Consider the following 23,703-nt stretch of genomic DNA (forward strand, 5'->3'; position numbering starts at 1 on the left):
TCTAAATTCTATGATTTTATATTGTTTTCTTTCACTAAAATCAAAAAAGATTCCGGAGTGTTGGGAACCCCTTCAGGGTTTCCCAACACTCTGTATAAATCGCCTTTTTAAAGGCGATTTATTATTTTACTTAAATGTAACTTATATAATTCATACTTCGACGATTAATTTCGTGGCGTTAATCCGTACAATATAAATTGAATCGTATTTTCAATTTCCACTTCATCATTCCATTTTTCTTCTGGCAATAATAAAAATCTTGTTAATAATAAACCTAATACAGCTGATAAAGTAAGTCTTAATACAAAAGATGGTGGCATTTCAATAATTTCCCCGTCTTCCTGAAACTTTACAATCAACTTTTTAAAATGTGAAAATAACTCTGTTTCTACTAAATGTTGTATTTCATTTTTTAGTTCTGGCTGAAATGGCACTTCTTGAATTAATATTTTTATCATTGGAAAATGCTTTTTTGCAAATTCAAATCTATTATGAATAACAACTCTTAGAAGCCCTTCATATGATTCATACTCCGATTTAAAAATTTCCTTTGCGAAGGCTTGTACGAAAAATGGTGCAGCAAACTTTGTTAATGTCGGCATGACGACTGCTAACAATAAATCTTTTTTCGTTTTATAGTAGCGGAAGATTGTTCCTTCTGCTACACCAGCACGCTTTGCAATTTCACTTGTTGATGTTGAAGCATATCCTTTCTCTTCAAACATATCAACAGCTGCCTCTAATATACGCATTTGACGTTCATTTCGTTTATCCGTATTTGTTGCGGCAATTAATTCTTCCAGCCAATCCTTCTTCATCTATAATGCCCCTTTGTATCATCATTATATTTTCCGATGTTTCTTTAATGCAAATACATTTCCTATTGCAAATAATAGTGAAAAAAGTAGTAATACAGTAAGTTTTATATTTTATCTTATAATAAATAGTAGTATATTATAAGTGCTTAATTATTAATCTTTTTTCAAGTGACATATCAGCGATATTTTATGTCTATTTTGTATAGGTGTTAGCAAGTTCGTTTGCAAACTTGTTAGCACTTTTTTTATATCACCTCTAATAGATAAACCTTCACAAAAACATCATACTTAGCTGTCAACTCTTCTAATTTCTTTTCCCTATATTTTGTCACTGTAAAAAAATGAATGATTGGTATTTTCCCATTATATTTTTGTGAACTCTTCGTACTTTTTTATTTTCTCTTCATTCACTTTCATTTTCTGCGAACGATCTATTTCAACCGCATGAAGTATTCCTTCTTCATCACGAAACTTCACATCGGGAACTATTTTCTTTTTTTCCTTATTCTTTATATAACGTATATCCGTTTCAATCTGCCAATCGTCCGGACAGAATAAATGTAACCATGCTTCATTCCGTAATAATGCATGTGCAAGCTTCCCTCTTGAAACAACCTTACCATCATCGCTAAACAAAGCATGCCCTTCTTTATTTAGATAGTACACATATTCTTTCCCTTGCATTGTTTTACTTAAATACGGCTTCAAATCTCCCATAATTCTGTTTGCATTGCGTATACCACCCCCATATCATGTACACACATTAAATGCCTTCTTGTGGCAAACTGGAGCTTTCTAATCGTCGCAAGTATCGCCATCTGACGGTTGATTTTCATGTGACTCTGGATGTTCGTGTTTTTCCACCTCATATTCTTTTAGATGTTTCCACATGACCTTGTCATCGATATACGGCACTTGCAGTACAGTAAAGTTTTCCTTCATATATATAGCTCTTCCTGGAATAGATGGTAGTTGTTCTAATCCGGACTGATCAATTACAACCTCTGATTTTGTCCAAATATAATCCTCCCACGTCTCAATCCTTACATATATAAGGCTAAAACTTTAAATATTTTAGATATATACCTTTATATGTGTATGAAATTAGTTCGTAATCCACTATCGGCTGTAAAGCTTTATTTTTTACGTCTGTTATTATGTAATTTACTAGCAGTGATCATTTTATTTAACAAAATCTCACCAGATTCTCTAAGCATATTTAATGGTTTTCACCAGGTATAAAGTATAAAAACAATTAAAGAAAAGAGACTGTCTTCAAAAGTTAATCTGAGGATACTTTTTTGACAATCTCTTTTCTTATATCAAAATTTTCAACTTCAAAACTTACAAGTGATTATACGAATGTTATACCTGCACTTGCGAAACCTGTAATAGCAGTAGCTATATCAAAACCAGGTGTAGTTGATGAAACAACAAGTAATATCTTATCTTGTGGAGCGACCGCAATGGCTTGTGCGCTAATACCACTTGAAGTATTACCGATAGCAATAAGACCACTAAATGCTGGTGTTAATAGTAACGGTGTACCTACTGGAGTGAAAGTATTACTTGCTGCTGGCGCGCTGTACAACTGCATTTGAATTTGTATGCTTCCTAATGCTAAAGCAACCGCTACAGTTACACTAAAGAATCCTGCTAACGAAGTAATTGTACCTGCGCGAGGAGCTACAAATGCGAAATCAAATACTGGAGGTAGAGGGCCTATAGTAATCGGGCCACCAGGTGGGACAATTACAGGGAAGAATGAACTTCCAAATCCAAGAAGTGCTCCTGTGTTTGCTAATCCATCTAAAACAGTTGCTAACTCTACTGGTCCACCTGATGCATACGGAATAACCGCTCCAGCTCCTGTTGCTCCTGTTAGGCCTGTTGAACCTGTTGAACCTGTTGGACCTGTTGGACCTGTTGGGCCTGTTGGACCTGTTGGGCCTGTTGCTCCCGTTGGACCTGCTCCGGTTCCTGCTGGGCCTGTTGGACCTGTCGCTCCTGTTGGGCCTGTTGCTCCCGTTGGACCTGCTCCGGTTCCTGCTGGGCCCGTTGGACCTGTTGGACCTGTTGGACCTGTCGCCCCTGGAGTAGCATTGATTAATTGAATTAATAAATTAAAAAGAAGTTGTAAAGTTGCAGAATCAACATTTGAGTTGCAGGATATAGGGATAAGATCTAAAGCGAAGAAGAATTGTGCAAGGGCGCTATAAAATTGTTGCAATAATGTTGACAATTGACCTAAATTAGGAGCTGGAGATTGTAATAAAACTAAAATACTTTGAGTTAATTGTTTCAAAAAATTAACTTCTGAGGAAGGTAATAAGGAATTTAAGAAAATTAAAAATTGATTAAACAAATTGAATAACGCTACTCTGTTTGCATCACTTGGATTTGCAAAAAATGCTGAAATAGCTGATACTAATGAGTTTAGTAAAGTAATTAATTGACTTAATTGTTCCCTAGTAATAGGAACTGACTGTGGATTTTTACAACAATCTGCTGAAAAAACAATCGGATTGCAGTTATTATGATCAAAACAATCATTATGTTTCATTTATTTCCTCCTTATTTAATAATTTTGAGAGAATATTCTTATACTAAGAAACACTCAATTGTAATGGTATTGAATATTTTTAAATATCCATTTTTCTTAGAATAAAAATAGTTACTAATAATTAAACTATAAAAATTCAGTTTAATTACATTCACAACTCACATAATATAAGTATACCCATCTATTTATCTAGTGCTTAGATTAATTCCCTAATGAAAAAGCGTATTTTTAAAGGAATACGTTATTACTCCTATCAACGCGTTTATTTTGTCAATAAACGAAAAGGCATATTAATTTATAAGTTCAATAATGCCATTCTAGAGTAATACCAAATGAAGTTTTTTGAAAAACTTTAATCTTCACAACCTAGTTGTTTATATCATGAGTTTCTAATAATACATTTCATTTTCCATTAAGAGCTAATCATTTTGCTTTTGCTGACTAATTATTTCTTTGTAACAACTTATACTCATCTTACATACATTATCTTGAATCCTTACTTTTTAAACCATTTGATTGTTCATGACTCACAAACATTAACAATATATGAATGGTGTACTGATTCATAGAAGAGTACCATATAATGGTGCTCTTTTTCATTTCCTATAAAATAAAATTTTGTATAAAAGATACACACTTAATCGAAAATAACTTCATAAAATATTTTGTGTTCCTTTCTTTATAAAATAGTCGTTACAAAATGAATCTCGTCACGAGAGCACTTTATATAAGTGCTCTTTTTGTGTTCCGAATTAATACAAAATGAAATTTCTATTTAAATGTGTTTACACGATTTTTTTACATATCTTTTTGGGTTTTAAACTCATTTAAATTAATACCTAAGAATTATTAGGATAAGCAACATATTATAATAAAACAAAAAAGATTTTATCCATTGTTAAACGGAGGTGTTTCTAATTAGTACAACTTTAATTTCACATTTTTACAATGAAGAGTATTTACTCCCATGGTGGTTAATGCACCACACAAAACTATTTGATCATGGCATTCTTATTAATCGTGGATCTACTGATCGTTCGGTTGAAATATGCAAATTATTTGCACCTCATTGGGAAATCCGAGATTCAAAAGTATTAGAGTTTGATGCCTTATTAGTTGATCAAGAAGTAATGGAAATAGAACAAGAAATTACGGGATGGAAAATGGTTTTAAATACCACTGAATTTCTTTGCTGTGTTGATAAGGAAGCCTTTTTCTCTTCTCTTGCTACTTTAGGGAAAAACATGTATTCCATTAGGACTATTCTGATGGTGGATGAACCTTCTCACGGTTATACCAATCCGAGATACGGCATTCCCCTTGTCAAACAGCGTTACCATGGGATAATAATTCATCCCACTCCACCTGCCCCATACTACGGTGGTAGATTCCTCCACAATTACTCGCAAGGTAACTATTCGGCGGGGCGACATTGGTCGTTTCATCCATTCATCGTTTACATGTATCCTGCTTTCGTTTTAAAATTCTTTTACAGCCCATGGAATAAGGCTATGAAAAATCGAAAATTACAAATTGGTCCGACTCTTTCTAGACATAGCATCAAGCATGGCTTAGGTACTCATCACCTAGCAACGCTTGATGAATTAGAAAAAAAATATATATTCTTTGCAACTTCAACTATTGATCTTCGATTACTCCCAGAATATCAAGCTTTATTTCCAGATTTATGTTTTCCTAACTAGTAATCCATCAAAAATATTTTGAACCTTTCCATACGTTCTTTACTTTTAAGTAAGAGCCATTCCTTTTTAAAATAGCGTTTTTGTTAAAATCTTTTCACATTTAAACTGGACAAGCATATATTATTGTATCTCCTCTTTTCTTTCATAGAATTTTACATTTGCTGAGACAACACCCCCTTCGGATGTTGTCTTTTTTCTTATGCATCAAATAAGGATTTTGTTTAGTATTGAGTTGAAGCTATAATACATGGATTGCATTAAATTCATTAAGTAATGTACTGTAATCTTCTTCACGAGATTGTAGTTGATCTTGTGATAACTTTAGTGCGTCTTCCGTTTCCAAGCGTAATTTTGTTTCTGCGATGTGTTCTTTTGCAAGTAGCTCATTTGCTTTCTTGAGGTCCTCATACAGCTTCGATACTTCACGTAACTCTTTTTGCATCGCATCTTTTTCATCAAGAACTGTATTTAATCGACCTTTCCAAAAAGCATCTAACGATTCTGCTTTCTCGATATGTTCAGTAGCTACAGATTTTAATTCTGGTGGTTCATATTTCGTTTTCTCAACATTTTGAGGTTGTGGTGATGGTTTTGTATTCCGAGGATTCTTTGATGCACTTACACGCTTATTAGGCGTCCCGTTTGCTTCGTGTCTTTTAGAAACTTGATAATATAAATTCCCTTCTGTTACTCCAAAATCTGCTCCGATTTTCCCCCAAGTCCATTTCTTTTCATCAGAAGCACGTAATTTTTCAGCAGTCTCACAAATTTGATCCCAATTTCTTTGTTCAGCCATATGTTCCGTTCTCCCCTCATCTAGGCTTTCGCCTAATGTTTTTAAACGCTTCCCAATAGAACAATTCCGATAACAATATTTGATACCCCTATCTTGACTAGTGCCTTTTGGAACATCCGTACATCCTCCGCAGTTATTATCAAGTAGCGCTGAAATTTCAGCCCTTATTTGCCGTTTCTCCTTTTTGCTCAATCCATCACCCCATATGAGATTGAAAGGCAGGTAGTACAACGAACTTTTCATACTACCAACCTGTTTTCCACTGATTTCTCCTATACCTTCGCTAGTTCTTCTAATGTGAAAACTGAAATTTCAATACGTGGCTTTTCCGAATACCACTTGCTCACGTGCAAATCGACAATCTGACTATCATCGTTCCAAAGTACTTTATTGCATGCATCTTTTATGCCCTTTATGTAATTATCGACATCTGGTTTTGCTGTTGGGCGTAACAGTCCTTGTTCTGCTTGTAGTGCTTTCTTTTTCGAAAAACTTTTAAGTGATGGCTTATATACTTTGACTTTCATCACGAGTGCTCCCTCAAGCAAATTAGCTGGAGCATGTTCTGAAGCAACTAATTTTACATATTGCTTAAAATCACGTGATTTTTTTGGATCATACATACGAACTCGACCATTAATAGTGTTCGCTCGCGGTCTCCCTTGTGCTACTGGTTCACCAAAAACTGTAAAGGTAATCATCAATATCCATCATCCTGGCGTTGATGATTTACTTTGTTCTTTTCCAGGTATGCTTGTTCTATATCTTCATGAGTAAATCCGAGGTGCTTTGTTCCTAATTCCATAAACAAGTTAAAAATTGTTTCAACGTCATCCGCTAATTGCAGTTTACTGTCTGGATAATTATGTGCTGTATCCCCCATTTCTCCTACGTAATAAAACAACTTGTTACATGTTCCAACGATTGTTTTTTCTGTTTCATCCTCGCAACGAAACTCTATTTTCACATCTAACTGATTGCTGATACTTAAAATAAAATGCAGTCCATCCACAAACTCTGTCAGAATGGTTTCTTTTTCACTCGGGCCCTTATTACTCCAATGTTTAAAACAACGTGTTTCGTTCGCTAATTCAGCAATTTCAACCTGTAGCGCTAAGATTAAATTACTAACTAAGTTTTGACCTTCTAAACCATGTTGCTAAATAATCCGATTATCAAGTATCTTTTGTAATTCACGTAATTTTGCGATATTCATTATTTTCTTTCCCCTTTCGCTTCACTGATCAGTAAAGTAATTTCATAAACACCATTTATCAAACATTCCATGTTTCTTCACCCCTTGAATATTTTTCAAATAAAAATACATACTATTTTCAAGCCGCCGTATCCACGGCCAATACTTCTTTCTTTTGTTGCAACAGAAGCAGGTAGGTTCTTAACTTATCTGCTTTTCCTGTATATTTTTTTTAATATCGAAAATAATACCAACAAGCTGTTTGAACTAGCAGCTTCACTCTTCTCGTAATGGGAATGCAATTTATCACAATTAGCTAATCCATTCGACTCACTGGCAGACAACCAAATTTGTTGTCTGCTTTTTGTATGAGATTTTTCATTTTACATATACTACTTTTGAGCCTGTTACCAATACAAGCCATTTGGTGTTTTGAATTCCGACTAAGCTTTTTTGTTGCATAGATTTTCACATCTTTGACAACACTGTTTTAAAGCGCGTTTTCTGGTTATTCGTAGTTCTAATCCAGAATAATTTTTCTCCTATAAAGGACGGCAGGTACGACTGCTCGTCCTTTTTTACTTATACCGCATACTCTCCCTTCTGGTAGTTTCGAACCACATTCCCTTCATCATCGTAGTAAGCAATTTCCCAAAAAGGATGACAGTTGTGCTTCTCAATTTCCCCATCGAACAAAACGGACAAATGAGTTTTCCAGTTCCCAACGATTGTCCCCCACATGCCAGCTACGTTTACTCGCATACCCATGTAAGCAAAATGGAGGTTGCGGTAATTCTGCATTTTCTTAAACGCTTTTTCTGCGCTGTACATGCGCTTGATGTCAAAAACACCTTCGTTCTCGCACTTTACAAACTTCATAAATTCCACCATCGGCATCGTTAGAAATTTTGTTCTGAACTTTTGCCAGTACAGAAATCTTGCTTTACTTTCTGTTTCCGCTACCACAAATTCTTCGTTCGGCCAATGTTCGAAAATGGTTGTTAGCTTGAATTTGTAAAGAATCACCATCCTTTCACCTCCCATTAATTCGTCATCAACTTACGGAACAGTTTTTCATTTCTTGTGTCTAGTGCGTGATCAATGAGGTGGTATTTTATTAACTTGTCAATTTCATTATGATCTTCCCCATCAATATGCGTTTCAAGTGAACACTCATCATCTTCAAGTACTTCCATGTATAAAGGTTCGTTGTATTTACCTTTGAAATTGATTTGAATGTAAATTGAGGCATCATTCGCATTAAAGTGATGATATGCTGACATCCCATCTGTGACAGTTAAATTCGGTTTATAAAACGCGAACAGTTTGCCTTCTGTAAACTCTGCTGAAATTTTAATTCCATACGGATACTTCTTTGCATTTTCAACAAAGTGGATTCTAGTTACAAACCTTAAATGTTTACGAAATGTGTAGATAAACGGAAAGCCCTCATGTCTTCTGGGCAAGATATGGTTTAGAACAAATTGTATAAACGACATGGGATTCTTCGATATAGATAAATGGAAGAACCTATCACCTGAGGATGCTGCGGAAATAAAAAAGCACTTTGATTATGTTGTATTTAAAGCAATGCAAAATAAACAAAAGTATTAAAATTCAATGGTCTGAATTTAAGCATCAAAAGAGTTTTACAAATAAAAAGAAAAGCCCTCTTCACGGGCTTTTCTTTTTGCAGTAAAACAAGAACGAATGTTCCTAATTTTAACAATGAGGTGAAATTCTTGAATTGGTCGTATCAAACTACCCTACTCGAAGATTGGATTACGGCGTTTTATCAAAATCTTGACATACGAACACCAAGTGATTTATGTATTGATAAAATCGCACACAAATGCAATATAATACTATTGAAAGAAAATATCAATTCGTATTACATAGCGAACAACCTTTTAAAAATGATTGTTCTCGACGCCCGCCTCCCTTTAGAAAAACAACGAGAAGTCTTTTTCCATGAATTATGTCATATCATGCGGCATGTTGGTATACAAGGAATAATGCCCACTACTTTTCGGGAGTTGCAAGAATGGGATGCGGTTCGTTTTACCATTTATGCTGCTATTCCCTTTCATATGTTAATATTTATAAATCCTTTAAATGACACTATTATCCCTGAAATGTCTGAAGTGTTTCAGGTAAGTCCTGAATTATGTAAAAAACGTCTTACTCAAATTCACAATAGAATTCAATTGTAGGAGCAGTTAGCATAAATGATTATGTCCGAAAAAGAACTTTAAATGAGATAAGATGACCATCTACCCTCTTTTTCATTCGACAAAAGCATATAAATAAGTTAAATTATATTTGCTATCTGTTTTCGAAAAAAATGTGTGCCATTATATAATCGGAGGAAATGATATGGGACTTTTCGGTACAAAAAATCCAAAAACTATTACAGATAATAGTTTTTCTTGGAAAGACAATGTAATTGAAATTACAGAAAGCGGTTATTTACAGAGCAAGGGCCTAATCAATATGGTTCGTATTCCTGTTCGCCACATTGATACCGTTACATATTCTATCAGCACTATAAAACCATCTATGAGCGTAGACCTTAACATTATAGGTAAGGGTGTTGTCTTAGGAGTTATAACTGTAGGCATTGATTTGAAAGACGAAGTTCAAGATTGGTTACTTAAAAAAATTGAAAAATAAATTTCTGTAAATCAAAAGCACAGTAGCATTAAGCACTGTGCTTTTTTCTTTCTTTATATTCCGGTTCCTGAATCTAAGATTACATCCCAACCACCAGCATCATCAATTTTATGACCACCAAGGTCCTTTGTAAATTTCCAAATTTTTTTGATACAGTCCTTAAAATAATGGAAGGTTGCTGCATGTTTTCTTCCCCTTTTTTAAAAATGAGTGAGTACTCACTTTTATTTTACTCTTGCGTAATTATATGTCAAACTTCATTGATTAGTATGTATTTTTAATCTTAAACAATGAAACAGAGTCGACATTAGAATATCATTTCTTAAAGTCGACTCTGTTTCATTTAAATTATATATTTTACTTTACGTTTTTAAATTCATATATTTCCTAATTCTAGCAACATCTAAAGAATATTCAATAACTAACTGCTGTAACGGTAATATAACTGTGTCGGGATATAAATGGGCATATTGTAACGTTTCTGCATATTTTTCTAATCTTTTTTCTAAATACTTTATAATTTGATCCGGATGACTTACTAATAAGCATTTACAATAATAATGTATTTGTTCCTCAATCGCCGTATACTCTTCAATTTCATATTCTTTATGCATGTGTACACCCCTTTATGTTTTTATACAGATTCTTTATCACACTTTTCACTCGACTAATTTTTAAGTTTTTTGATTATTTACACTATAACAAACTCTTCGGGTCAAATTTTGTTACTTTATGTAACGTAGAAAATTTTTAACAAAATTGTAATGTTAACTTGTATAAATTTCAAATGACCTATTTTTCTCTATACAAAAAGTCGTACAGTTCAATTTAACTGTACGACTACAAGTTCTGGCCTATTGAAAATTCTTTGCGGAATGACACTATTGCCTAAGCCTCTACTCACTACCATAGATGTATTTTGTTTTTCATATAAACCGGCTGTATATGTAGGGAATAACCCTTGATTCGGAGCAACTAATCCTCCGATAAATGGCAATCTAACTTGTCCTCCATGAGCATGCCCTGATAACACTAAATCTATTTTCTCATTAGCATACTCTGCCAGAAATTCAGGTCTATGGGATAGTAATACATTATATGTATCTGGCTTCATTTCAAATTTTGCTTTTAAAATTTCATCTTTTACAATATTTCCTTCATCACGGTTTCCAGCTACAAATGCCGGATCATCGATTCCAAGTAAATTTATTTTTTGTTTCCCTTTATGAATCGTTACATGTTCATTTCTTAAAATAGTAACATGGTGTTTCTTTAATTCTTTCTCTAAATCATTATATTTTCCTGACCATTTTTCATGGTTTCCTGTCACAAAATATATAGGATACTCCATTACAAGTTCTCGTATTAATTCCATACTTACTTCTGCATCGTATGATTTACTGTCAATCAGATCACCTGTAATAACAATAACATCTGGATTTTCACCTTTTACTTTTTGAATTAAAGTTTCTTGATTGTTGCTAAATTTTTTATTATGTAAATCTGAAATTTGTAGAATTTTAAAACCTTTAAATGTAGAAGGAATTTTGCTAGATTTTATATTAACTTCAGTTATACTTATTAAATTGTTCTGTACATATAAAAAGATACTAAAGCCTACTATTATGGCAATAAACAATATGATTCTATTCATATTTCTCTTCATATTCTCTCCTTTTTATTTTCATAGAACACTTATTTATGTTAACTATATTATATTATACATTTTTGGAATTGTTTAAGTTAATAAAATGCAGTACATGAAATTTCAGATAAATTACGTAATAAATATTTGATTTGTTTACTTTTATCCATTTCAAAATAAGAATACAAAAACGATTCTTTTCACACGAAAAAGAATCGTTTTCTAACTTTATTCCTTCAATAACATTATTTTTACAAATGTAAAACTCATATACTATTACCTTAAAGCATTAACTATAACTTCAGCTGCTTCTGCAATAAGTTGATTATCATAGGTAGCCTCTTTCTCATCTTTACTAGATAAAATTGCGATGATAATTGGTGCTCTATTTGGCGGCCAAACGATAGCGATATCATTTCGTGTTCCATAACTTCCAGCTCCTGATTTATCTGCAACTATCCAGTCAGTTGGTACACCTGCACGAATAAGTTTGTCTCCTGTAGCATTCCCTTTCATCCACTCTGTAAGAATGTTACGCTTATGATTTGGAAGCGCATTTCCGACCGTAAAAGCTTTCAGGTTCGTAGCAATCGCTTTCGCTGTACTAGTGTCACGATTGTCTCCTGGAATAGCCTCGTTTAATTCTGTTTCAAAGCGATCAGACATAGTAACACGATCACCCATCTGTCTAAGCGCTTTTTCATATCCTTTTGGTCCGCCTATTTTGTTAAATAAAATGTTCCCTGCAGTATTATCACTGTAACGAACAGCAGCCTCAGCAATTTCTCCTAGTGCCATTCCAGTATCTACATGTTTCTCTGTAACAGGTGAATAATCTACTAAGTCTTCTTTCGTATAAGTAATAACTTCATTTAATTTCTCAGTCGAGTTTTGCTGTAGTAATACCCCTGCCGCTAACGCCTTATAGGTTGATGCAAAAGCAAACCTTTCGTTAGGTCGATAAGAGATTGTTTCATTTGTACCAGTATCAAAGGCATACACACCTAATCGAGCATCATATTTTTTCTCTAGTTGAGAGAACTCTTTGTGCGTCGCCTGATTTTTATGTTTTATTTGTCCCTTCTTTTCTTTTGCTTCAACTTGCAGTGGTCCTCCTGTAAAAGCTTCTAGGCTTGTAAGACTTAAACCTAATATACCAACACATATTCCTATTTTTAGCATCCTCTTGTTTTTCAAAATCATCATTCCTTTCAAGTTCTTAACACTTTTTTACTTACACATAATAGACAATCACCGAAACAAATTTGTTCCATAAACTTTTCAAAATTTTTAACTAGTATGAGAGTCATTAACAAAATAAGAGATAGCAACAATGATCGTCGCTATCTCTTATTTCAAATCTAATTTTTATTTATAAAGACTTTTATATAAACAGAATCTCTTTCGCTTAGAGAAGTGTACAAGTTTTACTGATTTTGATTTGGATTATCTGTATTAGTAGCTTCACCATGTATACGCTGCTTTTTCAAATCAAAGTATACATCTAAAACTTCTTTTCCAATTATGGAATTAATTCCACTTTTATCATTATGAAGCCACGGAACTACTACTGAGAATGCTACTTCTGGATTATCATATGGAGCATATCCAACTAACGTTAAGTTGTAACATTCCATACGTTCTCCTTTCGCATTTCTACCAATCGGATCATCTCCACCATACACAGTTTGAGCTGTCCCTGTCTTCCCTGCTGGTTTATATGGAGCATTTTTGAAATACTTCACCCCAGTTCCATCACCTTCTTGGAATACCCATCTAAACCCTTCTTTTATTCGATCAATATGTTCTGTCTTCATATCAATCCGATTTAATACGACAGGCTCTATAGAACGAATAACTTTGCCAACCTCTTCCTTTATTGATTGCTCTCGTATTTCTTGTACAATTTGAGGTTGCATTCTATAACCGCCATTAGCAATCGTTGAAATATATTGAGCTAATTGCAACGGCGTATACGTATCATACTGCCCGATAGAAAAATCTAGTAAAAACCCAGGCTGACTATCTACTTTTCTAGTTTGTCCAATTATTTCATTCGGTAAATCAATTCCTGTTGGCACGCCTAATCCAAATTGTTTAAAATAATAGCGCATCGTATTAAATGCTTCTTGTTTTATATCCAGTGAACCATTTGGTACGTAATTAACGCCCGCAATTTTTAAAGCTGTTTGGAACATGTATACATTCGAAGATACTTGTAGCGCTCGTAAATCATTAATATTACCAAATCCAGATACATTCCACGATTTCTTAGCTTGTGTACCTTTAAATTTCATCGGTGCATCATAAAATTGATCTCCTGGTTTTATTGCCCCTGTCTCATATCCAGTTAATAAAGTTGCACCTTTTACAGCTGATCCTAGTTCATACGAAGTTGTCATATTACCTAATGCCAAATCCTCGATTTCCATTTTCCCTTCTTTTTCTACTATCCTTTTGCCTGCCATAGATAATATCTGTCCGTTATTCGGATTCGTCATAACAACAAAAGCTCGGTCCAATAGTGGCTCTGAACTCTTAAAAGCTCTCAAATTTTTCTCTAAACTTTCTTCCACTTTCTTTTGTAATTCCATATCGATCGTTAATGTTAAACTATTACCACTTTTTCCTTTAGAAATTATTTCTGTGTTTATAATATTTCCTGATTTATCTGTAATATTTTTCACTTCTTCTTTTGTACCGTGTAACACATCTTCATATCGTTGTTCAATATAACTTTTTCCTACACGATCATTACGGTTATATCCGCGTACTAAATAAGAATCTAAATTTTCTTTTGGCAGACCTTCTTCGCTACTCGTAATATTACCTAACACAGAACGAAATAGATCACCATTTACATAATTACGTTCCCAATCAACTGTTACATCTACTCCTGGAAAATTCGCAAGTTTTTCACTTATCCATGCATACTCTTGATCCGTTACATCTTTTTTAATAATTTGTGGTGTTAGTTGATAACCTGAACTCATTTTACTTTTAATAGCTAACACCTTTAAATCTTGTGCTGTTAATTCTGCCAATTCTACTTCTGTAACGCGACTTCGTCTTAATTCTTCTATTTTTTTATCTAACTCTTTTCCCTCTATTCCCTTTTCTTTAAACTTTTCTATATCTTTTTTCGTAATCATTGTCCCCGCACGTTTCGAATTCAATTGCATCCAGAAATCCTTTTTATCAATATCTGTTAATTTATTTATATCTTGTTCGGGCATTTCAAGTACTTTCGCTAAGTCGTTTGCTGTTTTTAAAATATCTTCACTAGTAATTCCCTTTACCCTTGTATACGTAATCGTACGAAGGGATTTATTATTAACAACTGTTTTCCCTTCTCGATCTAGTATTTGTCCACGCGGAACTGGAATGCTAGTTGTTGCATTTTGACTACTTTCTACTTGATTCTTATAAGCCTCTCCCTCTACGATTTGCACCTTTCCAAGCTGAACAATAATAGCTGAGAATAGTAAAAATATGCAAAGGAACATTATATTTAATCGAATAGATATATATGTCTTGTTCTTTCCTTTTTGCTTTTCCATAAATCCTCCATATATTTGCTTCTATATTACATAACGATGGCCGATTATAAATATCGGTTCGGCTTTTTCACTAAACCTTTGTAAGCATCCATTTCTTTTCATTTTGCTACGTAATTCAAAACTCTCCCGTCTTGTTTTCTCTCTATTTTTTGTCGCTCGCATTAGAAATGCTACACTGTATAATGACTCATATTAAAAGTAACTTTTCATACTAATTATTCCTTTCTTCATGCTGTAATACTTAATAGACAATATAAATAATAAAGTTGTTCCACATTTACAAAAAAAATAATTAACTATAAGATGAAATAAGCTAAAAAGGGAGGGTTTTATGTTACATACAAAAATAAAAAGGTGGAGATTTATAGCGATTCTTTCTATTGTAGGTTTGATATTAATAATTTTGTTAAAAAGCCATTTCTTTTCAATTACTATTGAAACTTCTTCAGCCGAAAGAGGACAAATACTTGATCAAAATGATGTAATACTAGCTACAAATAAGAAAGTTAAGTCTCTATATTGCACTTTTAATGATGAGAAGATATCGAAACAAGATACAGCAAACACATTAGCTTTTTTCAATCAATTTTCTAGCGAGTTTCAACATGACATTTCTGCAAAAGACATACAATTACACTTACAACAATCTTGTAAAAAGCAAACTATGAATGATATACCGTTATACTCTGACATAAATGAGAGTGAACTTACATTCGTAAATAAGAACAAACCCAATAATGTAATAATTAAAGATGAAGTGATCCGATATTATCCCAAGCATGAAATTGGTTCACAAGTAATTGGTTATGTAGAAAATGACATTAATTCAGAGCATATGCCTGTTGGAAAAAGTGGGGTTGAGCTGCAATATGAAAATGATTTAAAAGGAAAACCGGGTAAAACCCTTGTTTTTAAAATGAATAATAAAAAGTTCTTATGGAACATTCAAAAAGTACAAAAAGGAAAAGATATCCGGCTAGCTTTAGACTCTAAGTTACAGCAAAAAACAGAGGAAGCATTAAGATCTCAAATCAAGAAAATAACTGATGTTAATGCTGGTTATGTTGTGGTAACTGATGTAAAAACTGGCGCAATTTTAACTATGGCAAACTCGGCAGTTTTTGATCCAAATATATTAAATACACATATATCACCTAAAATAGACAACATTAAATCGCTTTCGCAAAATAAAACAATTCAAAAACTAAAGTATGGTGAATACTATGTAAATATGGCGTCTACTATAAAACCTCTTACTATTTTAATTGGGTTAAACGAAATGCTTTTTCAACCTGAAGATACTTATTTAGACAAGGGTACTTTTGAGTACGATAATCAAAATAACATTACGAATGCACCTGGAACGCCAGTAGGTGAGATTACACCGAGGCAGGCTATCATTAATTCATCTAACACATTTATGACAGCAAAAGTAGCTCTGCCCTTATTCAACCAAAATAATGGCAATATAGAAAAAGTGGCAAATATATGGACAGATTATTTAATGCAATTCGGCCTACGTTCTAAAACTGGTATTGATTTACCCTATGAAGAAGACGGACAATATGACTTCCATCCTTCTAATAAGTTTGAAAATGGAATCTCTGCTTTACTAAATGCCTCTTGGGGAGGAAATGAAGTGCATACTCCTCTTCAACTTGCTCAATATGCAGCAACTTTGGCAAGTAAAGGTGATAAATATAAACCTCAAATCGTAAGTGCTATTATTGCTCAAGATGGTAAGGAGACAAAAAAGTTTAAACCAATTTTAGAAAGTTCAAATCGTTATCCAATGAACTTTTGGAGTGTCGTGCAAGGTGGAATGAGTCAAAATATCGAGGAGATTAAAAAGCTGCCCTTTGACGTCGCAGGTAAAACAGGTATTACAGGTTTTCCGAATGAGCAAGAAAGAATGATAAATCATTCTCTTTTCATTGCATATGCTCCTACCAAAGATCCACAGATTGCCGTTTCTGTCGTTATTCCTGGTAGCAATTCAGAAAAAAACATCGCTGCCCTTGTTACATCAGAAATTTTAGAGTACTGGAATACTCTTCAAAAAGAGAATAAAAACAAAGAGGAAGGTTCATTAAAATGAACCTTCCTCTTTTACCATATAGAATCAATATTTTTTATTTTCCATATTCCTTCATTATTCTTTTCGAACATAAATGAATATTTAATATCCGTTAAAACGTACTCTTTTTGTACATATCCAGTATTACCGTTAATTGTCGATATTTTTATATATCCATCATTCTGTACTTTTTCTGGAATCCAAGCTTTTACCATTTCATTAGATACTTCATATAAAACTCGTGATTCTCGATTTGGTTCAGCTAATATTTTCGTTTTATTTCCAGTAACAGTTGCATATATAAAGTGCGCTTGCTTTGATTCGTTACTTTCTGTCAATCCACTTGGTACTTTGTATGCTTGCTTTGTATCATTTGTAAATTCTCCCCCCATTGTAAGGGCAACTTGCAATTCATGAAAAATATCTTCATCAAACTCCAATTCATCCTTCTTATAACTCTTCCCTTTAAATAGAACTTCATCATTTAACGCTCTATACAAGTCATTTTCATTTTTTGCATTTGTACTTTGATATAAATCATTCATAAATTGTTTTAATGTTGGATCTTGAGCAGACTCATCTTTTGTTTTAGGCTTAATTTGAGTGCTACTTTGTACCGGCGATTTATTATCATCTAGCCAAGGTTGTTGAACGATAACAAATAACATTGTACAAACAAAAACAACTACAATAGGTAATGCTTTTTTTCGAAAAGGTCTTTTATGTTTTACAAGATCCGCTTCATTATTTTCGTATATAGACTGCTTTATTTTAAAAATAAACTCTTCTTCATCTTTACAATTCTCCATTGGGCCTTTTTTTAATTGTTTATACCAGCCAGGATTTTGTTTATTGTTCATCACTACTACCCTCCCCTATTAATTTTGAAACCTTACTTCTCGCTCGACTTAATCTAGATTTTACAGTTCCAATGGATACTCCTAGTGTTTCGGCCATTTCTTCATAAGATAATTCATATTTCGCGTCTAAAATTATTATTTCACGGTGTTTTTTAGGTAGTTTTAATACAATCTCCCACACTTCATTCATTTCCTCTTGCTTAAAAAATTCTCGTTCTGCCGATGGAGATTGTTTATCATCACTAAAAAATCCTATTAAAGATATCCTTTTAAAATAAGAGGATTTCAAATAGTTTATTGCCGTATTTCTTGTAATTTTTAATATCCACGTTTTAATAGATGACTCCTTTCGAAATGAATTCCAATTTTTAAATACCTTTATAAATACATCTTGCGTGATATCATCTGATAAGTGTGGATCTTTCGTAATAATAAATGAATAATTCCATACATCTTGCCAATAATCTTTTATAACATAGTCAAGCTCATCATGATTACATTTTTCAATAAACTTCTGCTCCATTTCCACACCTCGAACTTATTTGAATAAACATAAAACTACCCTCACTTTTAATATGGTTTCAATATATAGACATGATACAAGTTTCATTTGTTCCATTGTTTATCTTTTTTTGACAGAAAAATCCTCCTGAGAATGTAAAGGTGTGCAATTACTTTCATAAAATAATCACCAATACATTCTCTTACATGACAGGCTCCTAAAAAGAAGTAAAGCATAAAATGTTAACAATACACTCGTAAAAATCTGATTATTATTTGTGAATTTCACACAACACTCTATTTGTATCACCTATTTTTCTTAGAGCATACTTATTTGTGTGCTCTATTTATGTTTTACTAAATAGCGGTTTTTTTTAGTTTAAAACTTGTCCATTGTAATTTGTTTCACTCTTCTATTTACTATCAGCAATGTCACCCTTTCAAAAATGAAAATAAAGATGAGATATCAACTTTCTACATCCATAACAAAAAAGCATTCTCAATTAAGAAGAACGCTTTTTCGAAGCTTAATTGTACTTTGTTTTGTATGATTTATACCTTTGTGTTAAGCAAACAATGAATGTAGTAAAAGATTTTACTTTATAATTAATTATTATTTTTGGAAAATATGTTTTACTTTTTCACCTGGTACGTTACTCCCCCCTCTTCCTTTTACATCTTCGATCATCATAGTAACAATCATGTCAGGCTCATTTGCATCAAAAGCTGCAAACCATCCAAGTTCTTTTCCGTCTGCTTCTTTCGACTCTTTCAGTTCTGCTGTACCAGTTTTACCAGCAAGAGTTATACCATCAACCTTAGCAATTCTTCCCGCCCCATCAGGGTCATTAATGACTTTTACTAATGCACTCTTTAATATCTCTTGATTCTTTTTAGAAATCACATTTTCTTTCCAATTCCCTTCCACTTTTGCTTCTTTTAAAAGGTGAGGCGACGGAATATTCCCTTCATTTACAATCGGTGCATATGTTAATGCTAAATGAAGTGGTGTCATTAATACTTGTCCTTGTCCGTATCCCGTGTCTGCTAGTTGAATATCATTTTTTATCCCATCGCTTGCAATGATTGAAATAGGAAATTCGTATTCAATTGGTAATTTTTCATGAAATCCGTATTTCTTAAATTCATTTACATACTTATCTTTTCCCATCTTCAAGGCTTGTTGAGCAAAATAAATATTATCTGAGTACTTCATTGCCTTGTCAAAATCAATTGGACTTGCATCCTTCACACGTGTTATATAATAATTTCCCCAAGAGGAATCTTTTGTCCACTTTAATCCTTGAATATAAAATTCTTCCTTAGGTTTTATTGTGTTTGTTTCCAAACCAATTGCACCTGTAATCGTTTTAAATACAGAACCTGGTACAAATGCTTTTGTGAAACGATTCATCATCGGTAGTTTCAAGTCGTTATTCCATGTTTCTCGTTGGGCCTTTGATGCTCCTCTAACTATTGTGTTTGGATTATAAGCAGGGCTACTTACAAGCGCGATTGTTTCACCTGTTTTAGGATTGACCGCTGCACTAGAGCCTGCTTCATTTTTCATCTCATTATAGATTTTTTCTTGAATTGCAGCATCAATTGTTAACGTAACATTTTCCCCTGCTTTCGCTTCTTTTTTTGCTACGTTTTTAATCTCTTTCCCATTCTCATCTTCTATAAATACGCGCCCACCCTTTTCACCACGCAATGTATTCTCCATTACTTTCTCTAAACCTGTTTTACCTATTAAATCATCTGCTTGATAACCTTTTTTTTGAAGCGATTTTAGCTCCTCTGCATTGACATTTCCTATATAGCCAGTTAAGTGTGCCGCTGCTTCTCCTAATAGATACGTACGAATATTTACTGGGCGAGATGATACTCCTTCTAATTCAATATAATCATTCTGTCTAGTTCCCTCTTTTAAAATACCAATTGGTACAAAGGAATCTGGTTTTATCCATTTCGCTGTAAGCTTCTGATCAACCTCTTCTATAGACATACCCAGTAATTGTGCTACTATTTCTTTTGTTTGAGCCGCCGTTTCGCCTAGTTTCTCTGGAATAATTCCAACCTCAGTCGCTTTACCATTCGTTGCAAGACCTTTCCCATTTCGATCGTATATTTCTCCGCGTTTTCCATGTTCTGTTTGCATACGTACTTTGTAATCTTTTTTCATACCTGGAAAAATGAAATCTGGTGTCCAATCTATTTTCCAAGCATCTTTATCTTTCACAAGTTTTGCTTCATGGATAAATGAAGCTGTTCCTCCATCCGTATCCATCTTAACTTCAAAAAGAAAAAGTTCTTTATCTTTAGCATTCTCTCCTTTCGTTTTAACTTTTAAATTCTTAACGCCAATACCTTCATAAATTTTTTGATATTTCTCTGTGAATTCCTTTTTAGAAATCGTTTTTTGGGCATGATCTGATAAACGATCATACATATTTGCAAATTCTCTATCATTCCATAAATTTATATATTCTTCAAATGCTTGTTTTGGCGATTCGTTTTTATTACATCCTACTAATATAACTGCAAAACAAAAGAAAAGCAGCATCCATAATTTTTTCAATTCAATCTTCTCCCTTAGTTAAAAATGTTTATTCCTTTCTTAATAAATTAAATAAAAAATGTTGTAACGCTTAATAGACAGTATAAGTAATGAAATTGTTCCACATTTACAAAAAAATTAATTTATGATCAAGTTACATTCGAAGGAGAAGATTTTATGGTTCTTACAAACAATAGAAGCGAATCTGTTTAACACTATTATTTAAAATATCTTTTTGTTTAGGTTCCTTGCTCTCATCCTTTTTGTAAATATTTAACACGAAAAAGGACCCTTATTCTAAGGGTCCTTCAACAAAAAATAACAAAGTGTATACAATAAAAAAGAATTACTTAAAGTTTAATTTATAGACGCTGTATATCTTCTATTCCGCATCGAAACCCATATGCTGTATGCGACTGGGGATTCGTTCACTTTAAAGCTTATTTAGAAGAGTCATGTACAGGTAAACTACTATGAATTAATTCAGCAACTTTCACATATCCTTTTGAGTTTGGATGAATTAAATCCTTAGACCAAACCGTATTATCATTAACTAAATAATGATTCCAAAAGTCAACATGATGAAGCTTATACTCCCTACTCAGTGAAAGGATAACTTCGTTTGCCTCTAATAATTGTTCTTTTAATACTTGCTTTTTTTCAGATGAAAAAGGAAGCCGAACTGTAAAATCCGGAAGATTTGCTATAATAATATCCGCATCTGTTTTACTTAATGTATCTATCATAAATTCCATATCGTTCTTATATTCTTGATGATTCCAACGTCCTTTTAAAACATCGTTTGCACCTGCGATTAGACTTACCAAATCTGGATTAAACGTTAATGCCTTTTCCAATTGCTGTGAGCGAATTTCTTTAGTTATTAACCCACGCTTTGCAAAATTAGCATATTCTATATCATTTACACACAGTTTAACAAAATGATCTACCCAGCTTTTTAATGCAATTCCCTCAACTTCATCCCCTATCCCCTCTGTAAAACTATCACCAATCGATACAAATCGTTTCCACATATGTAGTCCCCCTTTTTGTATTCATATCTACACTATATAATAGTTTACAGCGTATATCTATTTCCATTGTAATTTAATTGAATAATGAATCTTCTTTCATCCTGTATAACTTTATTAAACTATCCTTGCACCAAGGTGCTTTAAATTAAAAAATCAAAATAAACGCTATTTTTTTTATTTCTACAAAAAGAATAGCGCTTTTTGATTATATGGATACAAATTTATTTTAGCTTGATACCAATACCCAAAATTCCGACGGACAAAACTTGAAAAAATAATGCCCTCTTCAATTCCAAGCCATCAACATAAAAATCTATAATACTTTGAAACCTTTTGTTTCAGACTATAAAATTAGCTTTTTACTATATCAACCGCACTATCCCACATACCGCTAAAAAAAGATCCGATGTTACGCATAAAACGTGTAAACCAATTTGCTTGTTCTATATCCGATTTTGTTACAAGATCTACTTGTAATGATTTACCTAATAAAAACCCAGGATCTGTACTATCTTTAGGCGAGATAATCATTTTACTAATTGTTACACCTTTTTTAATAGGTGCTTCTTGTTCTTTATTCAATACTTTAAATTCTTTTTTATATACGTCTTTATTGCTCTTTGGTATTGGAAGTAAAACAGTTTGCTTCGTTTGAACAACTACATCTTTGTCTTTCGCATTTGCTACTCGCACTGTTTCATGCCCGTTTACTACTGAATCTTTTCCATTAACTTTCTTCACTTCAAAATTCGCAAATCCATAATCATATAATTTCTTCGTTTCATCAAAACGTGCTGCATGAGAGTTTGCATTTATCACGACAGAGATTAAACGCATACCGTTTCTTTCTACTGTACCAGTGAAACAATCACCAGCTTCTGGGGTAGTTCCTGTTTTTAACCCATCTACACCTTCGTATTGCTTAATTAAACCTTTTAACATCCAGTTAAAGTTCGTCATATCAATTGGATACTTACCACCCTGTTGGAATGTTTTTTTAGGGATTTTTGCAGTATCTAAAATTTTCGGAAAATCTTGAATAAGACGTTGTGCTAAAATCGCACAATCTCTTGCGGACATTTTATTTTTCTCATCTGGAGTTGTCCCTTCTGGGTGATGTCCTTTTAAATCATAATTTGTTAAACCTGTTGAGTTTACAAATTTATAATTTTTCATCCCAAACTCTTTTGACTTATTGTTCATCATTTTTACGAAATTAACTTCTTTTCCAGCAATCTCTTCAGCTAAAGCAATTGTTGCACCGTTTGCAGAATAAATTACCATTGCCTCATATAACTCTTTGACCGTATACGAGCCACCATTTTCTAATGGAACGTTTGATAATGAACGATCTTGCGAAATCTTATATGCATATTCAGAGATTTTAACTTTTTGATCCCATTTAAGTTTTCCATTCTCCACCGCTTCATGAACTAAATATTCACTCATCATTTTTGTCATACTAGCAATTGCTAATGATTCATCTGCATTTTTTTCATATAAAATTTTCCCGGAATTTGCTTCTACTAAAATTACTGATCCTGCTTCTACGTCTATAGCAGGAATTGTTTCCGCTGCTGCTCTTCCAAATGTAACGACCATGCTACAAAATAGTGTAAGCACTGTCACTATTGCAATAAATCTCTTGCACAACATACCTTTCACTTCTGTTACCTCCAATATCTTTGTACTCAAAAAAACCGTTATTTTAACATAAT

The 23,703-nt window shown here is 33.1% G+C and carries 19 protein-coding genes and 3 pseudogenes; 4 read left to right on the forward strand and 18 right to left on the reverse strand.

Annotated elements, in window-relative coordinates; genetic code table 11:
* Positions 1–164 precede the first annotated feature (164 nt).
* From ACUXEY_RS25945 to ACUXEY_RS25960, 4 genes and pseudogenes are all read right to left on the reverse strand, one after another.
* Positions 165–818, reverse strand: a complete 654-nt coding sequence (locus ACUXEY_RS25945) for a TetR/AcrR family transcriptional regulator (RefSeq protein ID WP_461301898.1) — start codon at positions 816–818, stop codon at positions 165–167.
* Positions 819–1,063: 245 nt separating this feature from the next.
* A pseudogene (locus ACUXEY_RS25950) lies at positions 1,064–1,582 on the reverse strand (replication-relaxation family protein).
* A 31-nt stretch (positions 1,583–1,613) separates the two neighbouring features.
* A pseudogene (locus tag ACUXEY_RS25955) lies at positions 1,614–1,832 on the reverse strand (FtsK/SpoIIIE domain-containing protein); the annotation flags it as partial.
* A 340-nt stretch (positions 1,833–2,172) separates the two neighbouring features.
* A complete protein-coding gene (locus ACUXEY_RS25960) occupies positions 2,173–3,381 on the reverse strand; it encodes an exosporium glycoprotein BclB-related protein (protein WP_461301899.1) in 1,209 nt (402 codons plus the stop codon).
* A gap of 977 nt (positions 3,382–4,358) precedes the next feature.
* Between ACUXEY_RS25960 and ACUXEY_RS25965 the strand changes: the two genes are divergently transcribed.
* Positions 4,359–5,084: a glycosyltransferase family 2 protein gene (locus tag ACUXEY_RS25965; RefSeq protein ID WP_461301900.1), complete on the forward strand. Its 726-nt coding sequence runs from the start codon at positions 4,359–4,361 to the stop codon at positions 5,082–5,084.
* Between the two features lie 238 nt (positions 5,085–5,322).
* On the opposite strand, the gene ACUXEY_RS25970 is transcribed toward ACUXEY_RS25965, so the two are convergent.
* The 5 genes and pseudogenes from ACUXEY_RS25970 to ACUXEY_RS25990 form a co-directional block, all read right to left on the reverse strand.
* The gene (locus ACUXEY_RS25970) at positions 5,323–6,072 is read right to left on the reverse strand and encodes a zinc-finger domain-containing protein (RefSeq protein ID WP_461301901.1); all 750 of its coding nucleotides are present in this window, start codon (positions 6,070–6,072) and stop codon (positions 5,323–5,325) included.
* 80 nt (positions 6,073–6,152) lie between these two features.
* Complete coding sequence (locus ACUXEY_RS25975) at positions 6,153–6,581, reverse strand: RusA family crossover junction endodeoxyribonuclease (RefSeq protein WP_461301918.1); 429 nt, start codon at positions 6,579–6,581, stop codon at positions 6,153–6,155.
* Positions 6,581–7,096, reverse strand: a pseudogene (locus ACUXEY_RS25980) (dUTP diphosphatase). The gene ACUXEY_RS25975 and the pseudogene ACUXEY_RS25980 overlap by 1 nt, the downstream one beginning before the upstream one ends.
* A gap of 561 nt (positions 7,097–7,657) precedes the next feature.
* Positions 7,658–8,104 carry an MFS transporter gene (locus tag ACUXEY_RS25985; protein WP_243870735.1) on the reverse strand — a complete coding sequence of 149 codons (447 nt, stop codon included), beginning with the start codon at positions 8,102–8,104 and terminating at the stop codon, positions 7,658–7,660.
* Positions 8,105–8,118: 14 nt separating this feature from the next.
* Complete coding sequence (locus ACUXEY_RS25990) at positions 8,119–8,574, reverse strand: YpiB family protein (RefSeq protein WP_429601317.1); 456 nt, start codon at positions 8,572–8,574, stop codon at positions 8,119–8,121.
* Positions 8,575–8,808: 234 nt separating this feature from the next.
* Between ACUXEY_RS25990 and ACUXEY_RS25995 the strand changes: the two genes are divergently transcribed.
* A complete protein-coding gene (locus ACUXEY_RS25995; protein WP_461301902.1) occupies positions 8,809–9,288 on the forward strand; it encodes an ImmA/IrrE family metallo-endopeptidase in 480 nt (159 codons plus the stop codon).
* 163 nt (positions 9,289–9,451) lie between these two features.
* Complete coding sequence (locus ACUXEY_RS26000; protein WP_098116393.1) at positions 9,452–9,748, forward strand: hypothetical protein; 297 nt, start codon at positions 9,452–9,454, stop codon at positions 9,746–9,748.
* A 362-nt stretch (positions 9,749–10,110) separates the two neighbouring features.
* Here the strand turns inward: ACUXEY_RS26000 and ACUXEY_RS26005 are convergent, their stop codons facing one another.
* The 4 genes from ACUXEY_RS26005 to ACUXEY_RS26020 form a co-directional block, all read right to left on the reverse strand.
* Complete coding sequence (locus tag ACUXEY_RS26005; protein ID WP_000548621.1) at positions 10,111–10,362, reverse strand: hypothetical protein; 252 nt, start codon at positions 10,360–10,362, stop codon at positions 10,111–10,113.
* A gap of 209 nt (positions 10,363–10,571) precedes the next feature.
* The gene (locus tag ACUXEY_RS26010; protein ID WP_461301903.1) at positions 10,572–11,414 is read right to left on the reverse strand and encodes a metallophosphoesterase; all 843 of its coding nucleotides are present in this window, start codon (positions 11,412–11,414) and stop codon (positions 10,572–10,574) included.
* A 255-nt stretch (positions 11,415–11,669) separates the two neighbouring features.
* A complete protein-coding gene (gene bla / locus ACUXEY_RS26015) occupies positions 11,670–12,596 on the reverse strand; it encodes a class A beta-lactamase Bla1 (RefSeq protein ID WP_461301919.1) in 927 nt (308 codons plus the stop codon).
* Positions 12,597–12,820: 224 nt separating this feature from the next.
* On the reverse strand, positions 12,821–14,953 hold the full coding sequence (locus ACUXEY_RS26020; RefSeq protein ID WP_461301904.1) for a peptidoglycan D,D-transpeptidase FtsI family protein: 2,133 nt from the start codon (positions 14,951–14,953) through the stop codon (positions 12,821–12,823).
* A 331-nt stretch (positions 14,954–15,284) separates the two neighbouring features.
* Here ACUXEY_RS26020 and ACUXEY_RS26025 point away from each other — a divergent pair, with 331 nt between their 5' ends.
* Positions 15,285–17,051 (forward strand): peptidoglycan D,D-transpeptidase FtsI family protein, encoded by a 1,767-nt coding sequence (locus ACUXEY_RS26025; protein ID WP_429601322.1) that lies wholly within the window; start codon positions 15,285–15,287, stop codon positions 17,049–17,051.
* Between the two features lie 11 nt (positions 17,052–17,062).
* On the opposite strand, the gene ACUXEY_RS26030 is transcribed toward ACUXEY_RS26025, so the two are convergent.
* The 5 genes from ACUXEY_RS26030 to ACUXEY_RS26050 all read right to left on the reverse strand — a co-directional run bounded on the left by ACUXEY_RS26030 (position 17,063) and on the right by ACUXEY_RS26050 (position 23,650).
* Positions 17,063–17,890: an SH3 domain-containing protein gene (locus ACUXEY_RS26030; RefSeq protein ID WP_461301905.1), complete on the reverse strand. Its 828-nt coding sequence runs from the start codon at positions 17,888–17,890 to the stop codon at positions 17,063–17,065.
* Positions 17,880–18,413, reverse strand: coding sequence for an RNA polymerase sigma factor (locus ACUXEY_RS26035; protein ID WP_142286500.1), 534 nt, complete (start codon positions 18,411–18,413; stop codon positions 17,880–17,882). Before ACUXEY_RS26035 ends, ACUXEY_RS26030 begins: the two co-directional genes overlap by 11 nt.
* A 591-nt stretch (positions 18,414–19,004) precedes the next feature.
* Complete coding sequence (locus tag ACUXEY_RS26040; protein ID WP_461301906.1) at positions 19,005–20,972, reverse strand: penicillin-binding transpeptidase domain-containing protein; 1,968 nt, start codon at positions 20,970–20,972, stop codon at positions 19,005–19,007.
* Between the two features lie 419 nt (positions 20,973–21,391).
* A complete protein-coding gene (locus ACUXEY_RS26045) occupies positions 21,392–21,985 on the reverse strand; it encodes an SGNH/GDSL hydrolase family protein (protein ID WP_461301907.1) in 594 nt (197 codons plus the stop codon).
* A gap of 351 nt (positions 21,986–22,336) precedes the next feature.
* Positions 22,337–23,650, reverse strand: coding sequence for a D-alanyl-D-alanine carboxypeptidase family protein (locus ACUXEY_RS26050; RefSeq protein ID WP_429601326.1), 1,314 nt, complete (start codon positions 23,648–23,650; stop codon positions 22,337–22,339).
* Between the last annotated feature and the right edge of the window lie 53 nt (positions 23,651–23,703).

The sequence above is a fragment of the Bacillus sp. F9_6S_D1_P_5 genome (assembly GCF_054823925.1).